Below are 12,355 nucleotides of genomic sequence, written 5' to 3'. Positions count from 1 at the left end.
TCGGGAGTGGTCGATTCAAGCGTAGTCGAAAGGATTTTTTGACCTCGAAGTCAAATTCTAACCAAGGCGGTCTGGCAGAAAAAGAAAAATTTGCCCAGTCAGTCAGGAAACGAGCTCGTCGGGTCGCTGACGAAACCCCGGGAGCCCCATTCACCCGCGCCCGAGCGAGGTGATAGGCTGCGCTTCCGATAGCTCCCTAAGCATTTTTCCATGCCCCAGGCCCAGCTCCTGCGTCACCACCGCCCGTTCCTCGCGTTCTGGCTCGCCCGCGTCTGCACGGCCAGCGGCTTCCAGATGCTCACCGTGGCCATCGGCTGGCACCTCTACGCCCTCACCGGCAGCGTGCTCGACCTGGGCCTGGTGGGCCTGGCGGAATTCCTCCCGCGCGTGCTGTTCATGCTGCATACCGGGCACGTTGCCGACCGCTACGATCGGCGCCGGGTCGCGGCGCTGTGCCAGACGGCCCAGGGCCTGATCGCCGCCGCACTGGCGTTCGGCAGCGCCACCGACAACGTCAGCCGCGAGATGATCTTCCTCCTCGCCTTCGCCCTTGGCGCCGCGCGGGCCTTCGAGATGCCGGCCACCCAGGCGCTGCTGCCGAACATCGTCCCGGCCCAACTGTTCCCCCGCGCGGTGGCCGCGGCCGCCTCGGCGATGCAGGCGGCGACCATCGTCGCGCCCGCCCTCGGCGGCCTGCTCTACGCCGTCGGCAGCCTCTGGGTCTACGGCCCGGTGACGGTGCTCTACGGCCTCGCCTGCTGCCTGATGCTGAGCCTTTCCAGCCGCCAGCAGGTGCTGCGCAAGGAGCCCGCCTCCCTGGACTCGCTGCTGGCCGGCATCCGCTTCATCCGCAGCCGCCCGGACATCCTCGGCGCCATCTCCCTGGATCTGTTCGCCGTGCTGCTGGGTGGCGCCACTGCGCTGCTGCCGGTGTTCGCCAAGGACATCCTGCTCACCGGCCCCTGGGGCCTCGGCCTGCTGCGCTCGGCGCCGGCGGTGGGCGCGCTGGCCATGTCGTTCTGGCTGGCGCGCTTCCCCATCGAGCGCAACGTGGGGCGGATCATGTTCACCGCCGTCGGCGTGTTCGGCGTGGCGACCATCGCCTTCGGCCTGTCCACCTCGTTCTGGTTCTCCCTCGCGGTGCTGGCGGTGCTCGGCGCGGCGGACATGATCAGCATGGTGATCCGGGGCGCCTTCGTGCAGCTGCACACCCCGGACGAGATGCGCGGCCGCGTCAGCGCGGTCAACGGCCTGTTCATCGGCGCCTCCAACCAGCTCGGCGAGTTCGAGTCCGGGGTCACCGCCGCCTGGTTCGGCACCGTGCCGGCGGTGGTGATGGGCGGCGTCGGCACGCTGCTCATCACCGGCCTGTGGATAAGGCTCTTCCCCACCCTGGCCAACCGCGACCGCCTGCACGGCGGCGACTGATCAGAGCAGCTTGTCGGGGGTGATCGGCAGGTCGCGGATGCGCTTGCCGGTGGCATGCCAGATGGCGTTGGCAACCGCCGCCGCGACCCCGACGATGCCGATCTCGCCGACCCCCTTGGAACCCAGGGCATTGACCACGCGGTCCTCCTCCTCGACGAAGATCACCTCGACCTCGCCGATGTCCGCGTGCACCGGGATGTGGTACTCGGCCAGGTTGTGGTTCATGTGCCGGCCCAGCGCGTGGTCGGTCTGGGTCTCCTCCTGCAGGGCCATGCCGATGCCCCACACCACGCCGCCGAGGATCTGGCTGCGCGCGGTCTTCGGGTTGACCAGGCGCCCGGCGGCGATGGCGCTGACCACCCGGGCGACGCGCACCACGCCCAGCGCCTCGTCCACCCGCACCTCGACGAACACCGCCGAGTGGGTGGCGGTGGAATAGGCCTCGCGTCTCTCGTCGGGCCTGGCCTCCACCTGCGCCTCCAGGGCCGCGCCGCCGCTGGCGCGGACGATCTCGCCAAAGCCCAGCGCCTGCTGCGGCGCGCCGATGACCCGCAACTGGCCGTCGACGAACTCCACCTGATCGCGCGCAAGCCCAGCGAAGGGCGAGCCCTCCCGCTCGGCGGCGGCCTTCAGCAGCTTCTCCTGCAGCGCCACGCAGGCCTGCTGCACCGCGCTGCCCACCGAGGAGACGGTGAAGGAGCCACCCTGCAGCGGGGCCTTGGGCAGGTGCGAGTCGCCTAGGCTGAAGGTCACCCGCGCCATGTCCAGCCCCAGGCTCGCGGCGGCGATCTGGGTCATCACCGTGTAGGTGCCGGTGCCGATGTCGGTGGTCGCGCTGCTCACGTGCAGGTGGCCCTCGCCGTCGATCAGCGCGCGGGCGCTGGCCGGGCTCTGCATCGCCTCCCAGACGCCGGTGGCCAGGCCCCAGCCGATCAGCTCGCGGCCCTCGCGCATGCTGCGCGGCTGCGGGTCTCGCGCCGCCCAGCCGAAACGCTCGGCGCCCTGGGCGTAGCACTCGCGCAGGGCCTTGCTGGAGAAGGGCTTGCCCTCGTTCTGGTTGCGCTCGGCGTAGTTGATGAGGCGCAGTTGCAACGGGTCGATGGCCACGGCGGCGGCCATCTCGTCCATGGCGCACTCCAGGGCGAAGACCCCCAGGGTCGCGCCCGGGGCGCGCATGTCCAGCGGCGTGTAGACGTCCAGCGGCGCCAGGCGGTAGCCCAGCTCGACGTTGTCGCACTGGTAGAGCATCCCGGACCACTCCACCACGTGCTCGGTGAAGTCCTCGAAGCGCGAGGTCTGCGCCACCGCCTCATGGCGCAGGGCGCGCAGCTCGCCGTTGGCGGCGGCGCCCAGGGCCAGGCGCTGCACGGTGCGCGGGCGGTAGCCGAAGCTGAACATCTGCTGCCGGGTCAGGGTCACGCGCACCGAGCGGTGCAGCTTGAGCGCCGCCATCACCGCCAGCACCAGCTGGTACTGCGGGCGCAGGCCGGAGCCGAAGGCGCCGCCGACGAAGGGCGCCATCACCCGTACCCGGCCCGGCTCCAGGCCGAACACCCCTTCGATGTACTGCTGGCTGTTCTGCGTGCCCTGGGTCTTGTCGTAGACCAGCAGCGCGCCGTCGGGCTGCATGACCACGGTGGCGGCATGGGGCTCCATGGGGTTGTGGTGCTCGATGGGCGAGCTGTACTGCACCTCGATGCGCAGCGCCGCCCCCGCCAGGGCGCCTGCGCAATCGCCGCGCGGCTCGGGCAGGGACGCCGGGGCCAGGTGGGCGTCGTCGAGGGCGGCCAGCAGGTCGGTCTGGTGCGGCTCCGTTTCATACTCCACCGCCACCAGGGCGGCGGCGTGGCGCGCCTGCTCCAGGGTCTCGGCCACCACCAGGGCTACCGGCTGGCCGCTATAGAGGATGCGGTCGTTGTACAGCGGGCGGAACGGCGAGCCGTCGGCGGCGTCGGCGTCCTCGTAGGGCTCGTCGTAGCGGGCGACCGGCGGCCGGTTGGCGTGGGTCAGCACCAGCTGCACGCCGGGCGCCGCTTCCGCCGCGCGGCTGTCGATGGCGAGGATGCGCCCGCGCGGGATGCCGGCATTGACCACCCAGCCATGCAACAGGCCGGGCACTGCGAAGTCGGCGGCGTAGCGGGCGCGACCGGTGACCTTGTCGCGACCATCCACCCGGTCATGGGCCTTGCCCAGTGGCGATGCACTCATACGCGCGGCCCTCCCTTGGCGGCGTCGGCCAGGGCGCGGATCACCGCGCGGCGGGCCAGCTCCACCTTGAAATTGTTGCGCCCCAACCCCTCGGCCCCCTGCAGCAGCAGATCGGCGGCGACGCGGAAGGCCGCCGGCGTGCAGGGCTTGCCCACCAGTGCCGCCTCGGCCTCGGGCTGGCGCCAGGGCTTGTGCGCCACGCCGCCCAGGGCGATGCGCGCCTCGGCGATGGCGCCCTGGTCCAGGCGCAGCGCCGCCGCCACCGAGACCAGGGCGAAGGCGTAGGAGGCACGATCACGGATCTTCAGGTAGGCGCTGTGGCGGGCGAAGGACGACGGCGGCAGCTCGACCTCGGTGATCAGCTCGTCCGCCGCCAGGTGATTGTCGCGCTGCGGCTCGTCGCCCGGCAGGCGGTGGAAGTCGGCGAAGGGGATCGCCCGCGTGCCGCCGGGGCCGGCGACGTGCACGACGGCCTCCAGCGCCGCCAGGGCCACGCACATGTCGGAAGGGTGGGTGGCCACGCAGTGTTCGCTGGCGCCGAGTATCGCGTGGTTGCGGTTGAGCCCCGTGCGCGCCGGGCAGCCGCTGCCAGGCGCGCGCTTGTTGCAGGGCGTGGCCACGTCGTAGAAGTACTGGCAGCGGGTGCGTTGCAGCAGGTTGCCGCCGACGGTGGCCATGTTGCGCAGCTGCGGCGAGGCCCCCGCCAGCAGCGCCTCGGCCAGCAGCGGGTAGTGGCTCTGTACGCGCGGGTGCCAGGCCAGGTCGGCGTTGCTCACCAGGGCGCCGACGCGCAGCCCGCCGCCCTCGCCGACCAGCACGCCGTGCAGGGGCAGCGCGGTGATGTCGATCAGCCGTTCGGGGCGCTCGACGTTCTCCTTCATCAGGTCCACCAGGTTGGTGCCACCGGCGATGAAGCGTGCGTGGGGGCCGGCCAGCGCCAGGGCCTGGTCCAGTTCCTCGGGGCGCTCGAAGCTGAAGGGCGTCATGCGGCGTCCCCCCTGGCAGCGCCGCGGCAGGCCGGCAGCGCCTCTTCGATGGCGTCGAGGATGTTGGCGTAGGCACCGCAGCGGCACAGGTTGCCGCTCATCTGCTCGCGGATGGCATCGCGGTCGTGGGCGCGGTTCTCGCTGGCCAGGGCCACCGCCGAGCAGAGCTGCCCCGGCGTGCAGTAGCCGCACTGGAAGGCATCGTGGCGGATGAAGGCGGCCTGCATGGGGTGCAGCTCGCCGCCGCGTTCCAGGCCCTCCACCGTGGTGATCTCGGCGCCGTCCTGCATCACCGCCAGGGCCAGGCAGGCGTTGATCCGCACACCGTTGCGCAACACCGTGCAGGCGCCGCACTGGCCGTGGTCGCAGCCCTTCTTGGTGCCCACCAGGTCGAGGCGCTCGCGCAGCAGGTCGAGCAGCGTCGTCCAGGGCTCCACCTGCAGCCGATGGGGCTCGCCGTTGATGACCAGTTGGATCGGGTGGCCGATGGCAGCGGGGCCACGGCGTGGGCTGGATAGGGCACTCATGTCGACCTCAGGCTTGTCTGGTCCGGCCCCGAAGGGCGGTGCGCGGGTGTGGATACCCGCATCTTTGAGGTGGACTGGCCGCTCTTCCCCGAGGTTCAGGGTTTCTGCCCCGACGGGCGGATGGACGAAACCGAAGCTGCCCGTCTGGTCATAAATTCACCGCCCCCGGGGGAGCTGGTATGATGCGCGCCTTTTTTGCCGGGCTGGCAGAAACGGCGCCCAACCGCAGGCGCTGTGCTTGACTGCTATCCAGTCCGGGCCAACACGACGCGCAGACGTCACGGGGAGCACACATGCTGGAAAAACTGTTCCAACTCAGAGCGCACGACACCAACGTACGCACCGAAGTCCTGGCGGGGATCACCACCTTCCTGACGATGGCCTACATCCTCTTCGTGAACCCCGACATCCTCGGCGAGACCGGCATGGACAAGGGCGCGGTGTTCGTCGCCACCTGCCTGGCGGCCGCCATCGGCTCGGCCATCATGGGCCTGATCGCCAACTACCCCATCGCCCTCGCCCCAGGCATGGGCCTGAACGCCTTCTTCACCTACACCGTGGTGCTGCACATGGGCCACACCTGGCAGGTGGCCCTGGGCGCGGTGTTCATCTCGGCGTGCATGTTCTTCGTACTGTCGATCTTCAAGATCCGCGAATGGATCATCAACAGCATCCCGCTGGAGCTGCGCTCGGCCATCGCCGCCGGCATCGGCCTGTTCCTGGCGCTGATCGCCCTGCAGAAGGCCGGCATCGTCGCCGCCCACCCGGTGACCATGCTGACCCTGGGCGACCTGGCCAAGCCCGAGCCGGTGCTGGCGGTGCTCGGCTTCTTCCTGATCGTCGCCCTGGAGGCGCGCAAGGTGACCGGCGCGGTGCTGATCGGCATCCTCGCCGTCACCCTCGCCGGCATCGGCCTGGGCGTGTCGAAGTTCGGCGGCATCGTCTCCATGCCGCCGTCCCTGGCACCCACCTTCCTGCAGCTGGACATCAAGGGCGCGCTGGAAATCGGCCTGGTCAGCGTGATCTTCGCCTTCCTCTTCGTCGACCTGTTCGACAACTCCGGCACCCTCATCGCCGTGGCCAAGAAGGCCGGCCTGATGCGTGCCGACGGCCACATGCCGAAGATGGGCCGCGCGCTGATCGCCGACTCCACCGCCGCCATGGGCGGCTCGCTGCTGGGCACCTCCACCACCACCAGCTACATCGAATCCGCCGCCGGCGTCAGCGCCGGTGGCCGCACCGGCCTCACCGCCATCGTCGTCGCCATCCTGTTCCTGCTGGCGCTGTTCCTCTCCCCGCTGGCCGGCAGCGTGCCCGCCTTCGCCACCGCCCCGGCGCTGTTCTTCGTCGCCGTGCTGATGGCCTCGGGCCTGGCCGAGATCGACTGGAACGACCTGACCACCGCCGCCCCGGTGCTGATCACCGCCCTGGCGATGCCCTTCACCTACTCCATCGCCGACGGCATCGCCTTCGGCTTCATCGCCTGGGCCGCCATCAAGACCCTGGCCGGGCGCTACAACGAACTGAGCCCGGCGCTGGTGATCCTCGCCGTGCTGTTCGTGATCAAGATGGGGTTCTTCCACTGATGAGCCGCCCGCAGTTCGATCCCACAGGCTACGCCGCGCAGCTCGCCGACAAGGCCGAGCGCCTGAAGGCCCTGCTGGCGCCCTTCGACGCACCGCAACCGGACGTCTTCGACTCGCCCCGCGAGCACTACCGCCTGCGCGCCGAGTTCCGCCTGTGGCGCGAGACCGGCAGTGAAACCCGTCACTACGCCATGTTCGAAGCCGGGGACAAGTTCACTCCCGTGCTGATCGAGGACTTCCCCATCGCCAGCCGCCGCATCAACGAGCTGATGCCGCGCCTGAAGGCCGGCTGGCAGGCCAGCCAGGTGCTGTCGTTCAAGCTGTTCCAGGTGGAGTTCCTCACCACCCTGTCGGGCGACGCGCTGATCACCCTCTGCTACCACCGCCCCCTGGACGATGCCTGGAAGGCCGAGGCCGAGAAGCTCGCCGCCGACCTGGGCGTGAGCCTGGTGGGCCGCTCCAAGGGCAAGCGCATCGTCATCGGCCGCGACTACGTGGAAGAAGAGCTGACCGTCGCCGGCCGTGCCTTCCGCTACCGCCAGCCCGAAGGCGCCTTCACCCAGCCCAACGGCGAGGTGTGCCAAAAGATGCTGGCCTGGGCCTTCGAAGCCATGGGCGAGCGCAGCGACGACCTGCTGGAGCTGTACTGCGGCAACGGCAACTTCACCCTGCCCCTGGCCACCCGCGCGCGCAAGGCGCTGGCCACCGAGATCAGCAAGACCTCGGTCAACGCCGCCCTGGCCAACCTCGCCGACAACGGCGTGGACAACGTCACCCTGGTGCGCCTCTCCGCCGAAGAGCTGACCGAAGCCCTCAACGAAGTGCGCCCCTTCCGCCGCCTCGCCGGCATCGACCTCAAGGCCTACGAGTTCGGCACCGTGTTCGTCGACCCGCCCCGCGCCGGCATGGACCCGGACACCTGCGAGCTGACCCGCCGCTTCGAACGCATCCTCTACATCTCCTGCAACCCGGAGACCCTGGCCGCCAACATCGCCCAGCTGCACGACACCCACCGCATCGAGCGCTGCGCCCTGTTCGACCAGTTCCCCTACACCCACCACATGGAATCGGGTGTGTTGCTGGTCAGGCGCTGATTCCGGCCGCGAGCCACCGCACGGACATGACCGCTGCGTAGGGTGGAGGTCGCTTTTTACCTCCACCAAGGCGGAGGTGAGGCGCGCCCGGAAACGGGCTGGAGACCGAGCTGGCCGAAGGAAAACGGTGGGCTGAAGCCCACCCTACGCCCACCCTGTGCGTGACCGCCTGGTACCCCGATGCGAATGAATTCGCGCCTACCCAGCCGGCCCCTCCCCCATCACCCCACGAACAGGCGATACGCCGGGTTGTCGCTCTCGTCCCACCAGGGGTAGCCGATGGCGTCCAGCGCCCCGGGCAACAGGTGCAGCTCGTGGTCGGGCACCTGCAGGCCGGCCACCACGCGGCCATCGGCGGCGCCGTGGTTGCGGTAGTGGAACAGGCTGATGTTCCAGCGCCCGCCCAGCTTGTCGAGGAAATTGAGCAACGCACCGGGGCGCTCGGGGAATTCGAAGCGCAGCAGGCGCTCGTGCAGGGCGCCGTCCGCGCGCCCGCCGACCATGTGGCGGATGTGCAGCTTGGCCAGCTCGTTGTCGGTCAGGTCCAGCACCGGGAAGCCCTGGTCGCGCAGGCCTTGCACCAGAGCCCCGCGCGGGTCGTTCTCCGGGTGGGTCTGCACGCCGACGAAGATGTGCGCCTCGGCATCGCCGTGGTAGCGGTAGTTGAATTCGGTGATCTGCCGCCGCCCCAGGGCCTCGCAGAAGGCGCGGAAGCTGCCCGGGCGCTCGGGGATGGTCACGGCGATGATCGCCTCGCGCTGCTCCCCCAGCTCGGCACGCTCGGCGACGTGGCGCAGGCGGTCGAAGTTGACGTTGGCGCCCGAGTCGATGGCCACCAGGGTGCGCCCCTCGCAGCGCTCGCGGGCCACGTACTTCTTGATCCCGGCCACGGCCAGCGCGCCGGCCGGCTCGGTGATGGAGCGGGTGTCGTCGTAGATGTCCTTGATCGCCGCGCAGATCTCGTCGGCGCTGACGGTGAGCACCTCGTCCACGTACTGGCGGCAGACCTCGAAGTTGTGCGCGCCGATCTGCGCCACGGCCACGCCGTCGGCGAACAGCCCGACCTGCTCCAGCACCACGCGCTCGCCGGCGGCCATGGCCGCCTGCAGGCAGTTGGAGTCGTCCGGCTCGACGCCGATCACCCTCACCTCGGGGCGCAGGTACTTCACATAGGCGGCGATGCCGGCGATCAGCGAACCGCCGCCCACCGGCACGAAGATGGCGTCCAGCCGCCCGGGATGCTGGCGCAGGATCTCCATGGCCACGGTGCCCTGGCCGGCGATCACGTCGGGGTCGTCATAGGGCGGCACGAAGGTCAGCCCGCGCGCCTCGGCCAGTTGCAGGGCATGGGCCAGGGCCTCGGGGAAGGCGTCGCCGTGGAGCACCGCGCGGCCGCCCCGGGCGAGCACGCCCTGGACCTTGAGCTCCGGCGTGGTGCGCGGCATGACGATGGTCGCCTCGATCCCCAGGTGCCGCGCCGCCAGGGCCAGGCCCTGGGCGTGGTTGCCGGCGGAGGCGGCGATCACCCCGCGCGCACGCTGCTCGGCGCTGAGCTGGGACACGCGGTTGTAGGCACCACGGATCTTGAAGGAGAACACCGGCTGCAGGTCCTCTCGCTTGAGCAGCACGGCGTTGCCGAGGCGCTGGGCCAGGCGTGGCGCCGGCTGCAGGGGCGTCTCGATGGCGACGTCGTAGACCGGCGCGCGGAGGATCTTCTGCACATAGCCTTTGAGCAGGGCGTCGGTCATGCCACGGCCTCCCCGGTGACGGCGTCGAGCAGGTCGGTGCCATAGGAGTTGTCCACGGCGCAGCGCCAGCTGTCGTCGGCCTGGCGGCGGAACACGTAGGTGGCCTTGCGTTCGAGGAAGGACAGGAAGCCGTCGGCGGACCGCCACTGGATGCGCGCACGCCCCATGACCAGGGCGGTGTCGCCGGTCTCCATCACCTGCAGGTCGCGCTGGCTGACCCAGAGGCTGTGCTGGAAGTGCGCGGCGATGGCATCGAAGGCGCGGCGGATGCCGTCGCGGCCCTGGACACTGAGGCCCGGGCGCACGACGAGCACGGCATCGTCGGTGTAGAAATCCATCAGCGCATCGAAGCGCCCGGCATTGATCAGCTGGTCCGCCCGTTGCACGGCCTGGACGAGAGGGGAGGGTTGCATGGCGTCTCCTGAGGTTCGCTTGGGGCCCAGGAGACAGAAAGAAGAAACCCGCCTCGAGGGCGGGTTTCTGTGTAGGTACTGGTCAACCCGCCAAGTATCGAATGGCGGTAATAATCTGTTGGCGCAGCATCTGGGTGGTCGGTTTCATGGTGCTGGAAATTATTCCTGCCGCTGCGCCAAGTCAAGCGGCGGTTTTCAGGTGAGCAGCTCGGCGAAGGCCTTGTCCGCCTCCAGCACGGCCGGCAGCGCGGCGAACAGCGCGTCCAGGTCCACGCCTTCCACCAGCGGGCCTTCCAGGGACTGCCGCGCCTCCTCGGTGGCACCGCCATGGGCCTGCAGCGCCTCGCTGACCAGCACCGCCTGGGCCAGGATGCGCGGCAGCAACGCATCGGCCGGCGCCTGCATCGGTCGCGCCTGGTAGGCGATGGCCTGCTGGATCACCGCCGGCAGCTGCCAGCGCCGCGCCAGCTCCGCGCCCACTTCCGGGTAGCCGAACCCCAGTTGCAGCGTCTCGCTGGCGGCACGCCCGGTGGCACCGCCCTTGCCGCTGTTGAGCTTCTCGGCGAACTCCGGGGCACCGGTCTGGATCAGCAGCTCGCCGATGTCATGCATCATCCCGCAGGTGAACGCCGTGTCCGCGTCCACGCCCTTCTGCTTGGCCAGCAGGCGGCTGATGCTCGCCACCTGGAAGCTGTGCAGCCAGAAGCCCTTCAGGTCGTAGTTGGGCGAGGCCTTGAAGGCGCCGGTCACGGCCGAGGCCATCACCAGGGTGCGCAGGGTGTTGAAGCCCAGGCGCATGGCCGCGTCCTCGATGCTGGTGGACTCCCGCGCCCCGCGAAAACGCGCGGAGTTGGCCAGGCGCAGCACCTTGGCGGCGATCACCGGGTCGAGGGCGATATTGCGCGCCACGCCATCCAGGCTGGAGGTCGGGCTGTCGAATTGCTGGATCAGGTCCTGCGCCACCTTGGGAATGCTGGGCAAGGTGTGCAGGTTGGAAAATAGGGCGTCTATATCCATGGGACCACCTCCTTCATCGGCTTGAAAACCAAAGGATAGGCAAGTTTCCCAAGCCTGCCCGGCAGGCCGTCGCCGCGCAGGCGAAGGCTCTGTTTCAAGGCCTTTCAGGTGGCAGCGGTGCCGCTTCGTCGATGCGTTCCACCAGGCCTTCACGCACGCCGCCCCGGCGCAGCGGCTCGTTGATCTCGTCGTCCAGGTCGCCGATCAGCGCGGTGTCCGGCTCCGGTTCCCGCTGGCGCGCCAGCTGCACCAGGGCCACGCCGGCCAGCAGCGCGGTGGCCACCTTGTAGGCCAGGGAGCTGATATCGAAATTCTGCAGGGTGCCGTCGTCCAGCCACAGCGAACCGATGCGCGCCAGGGCCAGGGCCGACTGCACCAGCAGCAGCATCATCAGTGCCGCACGCATCAGCTCGCGCCCACGCAGGGCCCACAGCAGGAACAGCGCCAGGCCGATCTGCAGGCCGCCGTAGTAGACGCGCACGTTGCTCACCGAGGCGGTCTCCATCAGCAGCATGCCGCTGAGGTTGGCCATCTCGTAGGGGCGGAACCAGTAGGCCAGGCCGAAACCCGCGAACACCAGGACCTGGACCACCAGAATCAGCCGGGCAAGTAGCATCGCCTTTCTCCTCCGATCGGCAGCGATCTGCAAAAGACCCGTCGCGGATCGTTTCGTTCGCCCAACCCATCGCAAGGTCGGGGCACCCTGGCAGCACCGCGGCTAGGCTCTGGAAAGGCCCATCCCAAGGAGTTCACCCATGCTGCCGCCCCGCCTCAGCCTGCCGCTGCTCGCCATGCTGCTGGGCGCCTGCGCCGCCCCGCACGACGACCAGGTGACCATCGCCCCCGCCGTGCGTGACACCCCCTACATGACCTTCACCATCCAGCCGGTGCGCGCCCCGGGCCACCGCCAGGACCTGGAGGAGCGCTTCGACAACGCCCTGCACAAGGCCATGGAAGCCAAGGGCTATCGCTACCAGGAAAAGGGCAGCGACCTGACCATCATCTACGCCCTGGGCCTGTCCCCCGAGCCCGGCGTGACCATGCGCCCGGTGATCACCCCCGGCGGCGCCGTCTACAACCAGACCGAACTGACCCAGGACGAACGCGCCCGCCTCGCCCTGCGCATCCTCGACGGCTTCGACGAACGGGTGCTGTTCGAAGCCCAGATCAGCCGCCAGCTGCAAGACCCCAAGCTGACCCAGCAAGGCTTCGACAAGGCCGTCGCCGAACTGCTGCAGGGCTTCCCGGCGCGGCCGGCGCCTTGAGGCGTCCAGCCCGCAACGGGACATGACCGCTGCGTAGGGTGGAGGTCGCTTTTCACCTCCACCAGGCAGAGTCGGGAGCGGCG

The 12,355-nt window shown here is 69.6% G+C and carries 10 protein-coding genes and 1 pseudogene; 4 read left to right on the top strand and 7 right to left on the bottom strand.

The window, feature by feature from the left end:
- The first annotated feature begins 210 nt into the window (after positions 1-210).
- Positions 211-1,428 carry an MFS transporter gene (locus ACYJSS_RS29340; RefSeq protein WP_111259676.1) on the top strand — a complete coding sequence of 406 codons (1,218 nt, stop codon included), beginning with the start codon at positions 211-213 and terminating at the stop codon, positions 1,426-1,428.
- Here the strand turns inward: ACYJSS_RS29340 and ACYJSS_RS29335 are convergent, their stop codons facing one another.
- The 3 genes and pseudogenes from ACYJSS_RS29335 to ACYJSS_RS29325 all read right to left on the bottom strand — a co-directional run.
- Positions 1,429-3,636, bottom strand: coding sequence for a xanthine dehydrogenase family protein molybdopterin-binding subunit (locus tag ACYJSS_RS29335; protein WP_236206500.1), 2,208 nt, complete (start codon positions 3,634-3,636; stop codon positions 1,429-1,431).
- On the bottom strand, positions 3,633-4,622 hold the full coding sequence (locus ACYJSS_RS29330) for an FAD binding domain-containing protein (RefSeq protein WP_111259674.1): 990 nt from the start codon (positions 4,620-4,622) through the stop codon (positions 3,633-3,635). The genes ACYJSS_RS29335 and ACYJSS_RS29330 overlap by 4 nt, the downstream gene beginning before the upstream one ends.
- Positions 4,623-5,149: pseudogene (locus tag ACYJSS_RS29325) on the bottom strand ((2Fe-2S)-binding protein); the annotation flags it as partial. It lies immediately after the preceding gene.
- A 293-nt stretch (positions 5,150-5,442) separates the two neighbouring features.
- Between ACYJSS_RS29325 and ACYJSS_RS29320 the strand changes: the two are divergent.
- The gene (locus tag ACYJSS_RS29320; protein WP_111259672.1) at positions 5,443-6,735 is read left to right on the top strand and encodes an NCS2 family permease; all 1,293 of its coding nucleotides are present in this window, start codon (positions 5,443-5,445) and stop codon (positions 6,733-6,735) included.
- On the top strand, positions 6,735-7,829 hold the full coding sequence (gene trmA, locus ACYJSS_RS29315; RefSeq protein ID WP_111259671.1) for a tRNA (uridine(54)-C5)-methyltransferase TrmA: 1,095 nt from the start codon (positions 6,735-6,737) through the stop codon (positions 7,827-7,829). The genes ACYJSS_RS29320 and trmA overlap by 1 nt, the downstream gene beginning before the upstream one ends.
- 221 nt (positions 7,830-8,050) lie before the next feature.
- Here trmA and ilvA read toward each other — a convergent pair whose 3' ends face one another.
- From ilvA to ACYJSS_RS29295, 4 genes are all read right to left on the bottom strand, one after another.
- Complete coding sequence (gene ilvA / locus ACYJSS_RS29310; protein WP_111259670.1) at positions 8,051-9,577, bottom strand: threonine ammonia-lyase, biosynthetic; 1,527 nt, start codon at positions 9,575-9,577, stop codon at positions 8,051-8,053.
- Positions 9,574-9,990 carry a YybH family protein gene (locus ACYJSS_RS29305; RefSeq protein WP_043244527.1) on the bottom strand — a complete coding sequence of 139 codons (417 nt, stop codon included), beginning with the start codon at positions 9,988-9,990 and terminating at the stop codon, positions 9,574-9,576. Before ACYJSS_RS29305 ends, ilvA begins: the two co-directional genes overlap by 4 nt.
- Positions 9,991-10,185: 195 nt before the next feature.
- Positions 10,186-11,007 (bottom strand): HDOD domain-containing protein, encoded by an 822-nt coding sequence (locus tag ACYJSS_RS29300; protein ID WP_043244530.1) that lies wholly within the window; start codon positions 11,005-11,007, stop codon positions 10,186-10,188.
- A 94-nt stretch (positions 11,008-11,101) separates the two neighbouring features.
- A complete protein-coding gene (locus ACYJSS_RS29295; RefSeq protein ID WP_111259669.1) occupies positions 11,102-11,623 on the bottom strand; it encodes a DUF4345 domain-containing protein in 522 nt (173 codons plus the stop codon).
- A gap of 139 nt (positions 11,624-11,762) precedes the next feature.
- Between ACYJSS_RS29295 and ACYJSS_RS29290 the strand changes: the two genes are divergently transcribed.
- On the top strand, positions 11,763-12,272 hold the full coding sequence (locus ACYJSS_RS29290; RefSeq protein WP_052351366.1) for a DUF4136 domain-containing protein: 510 nt from the start codon (positions 11,763-11,765) through the stop codon (positions 12,270-12,272).
- The last annotated feature ends 83 nt before the right edge of the window (positions 12,273-12,355 follow it).

Source organism: Pseudomonas sp. No.21, from assembly GCF_054558415.1.
The sequence above is the reverse complement of the archived record's forward strand: the minus strand, read 5'-3'. Positions and strand labels throughout refer to the sequence as shown.

Excerpts from the sequence above, each read along its gene's own strand:
- ACYJSS_RS29305 (WP_043244527.1), bottom strand. The coding sequence starts at position 9,990 with ATGCAACCCTCCCCTCTCGTCCAGGCCGTGCAACGGGCGGACCAGCTG.
- ACYJSS_RS29335 (WP_236206500.1), bottom strand. The coding sequence starts at position 3,636 with ATGAGTGCATCGCCACTGGGCAAGGCCCATGACCGGGTGGATGGTCGC.
- ACYJSS_RS29300 (WP_043244530.1), bottom strand. The coding sequence starts at position 11,007 with ATGGATATAGACGCCCTATTTTCCAACCTGCACACCTTGCCCAGCATT.
- ACYJSS_RS29320 (WP_111259672.1), top strand. The coding sequence starts at position 5,443 with ATGCTGGAAAAACTGTTCCAACTCAGAGCGCACGACACCAACGTACGC.
- ACYJSS_RS29295 (WP_111259669.1), bottom strand. The coding sequence starts at position 11,623 with ATGCTACTTGCCCGGCTGATTCTGGTGGTCCAGGTCCTGGTGTTCGCG.
- ACYJSS_RS29290 (WP_052351366.1), top strand. The coding sequence starts at position 11,763 with ATGCTGCCGCCCCGCCTCAGCCTGCCGCTGCTCGCCATGCTGCTGGGC.
- ACYJSS_RS29330 (WP_111259674.1), bottom strand. The coding sequence starts at position 4,622 with ATGACGCCCTTCAGCTTCGAGCGCCCCGAGGAACTGGACCAGGCCCTG.
- ilvA (WP_111259670.1), bottom strand. The coding sequence starts at position 9,577 with ATGACCGACGCCCTGCTCAAAGGCTATGTGCAGAAGATCCTCCGCGCG.
- trmA (WP_111259671.1), top strand. The coding sequence starts at position 6,735 with ATGAGCCGCCCGCAGTTCGATCCCACAGGCTACGCCGCGCAGCTCGCC.
- ACYJSS_RS29340 (WP_111259676.1), top strand. The coding sequence starts at position 211 with ATGCCCCAGGCCCAGCTCCTGCGTCACCACCGCCCGTTCCTCGCGTTC.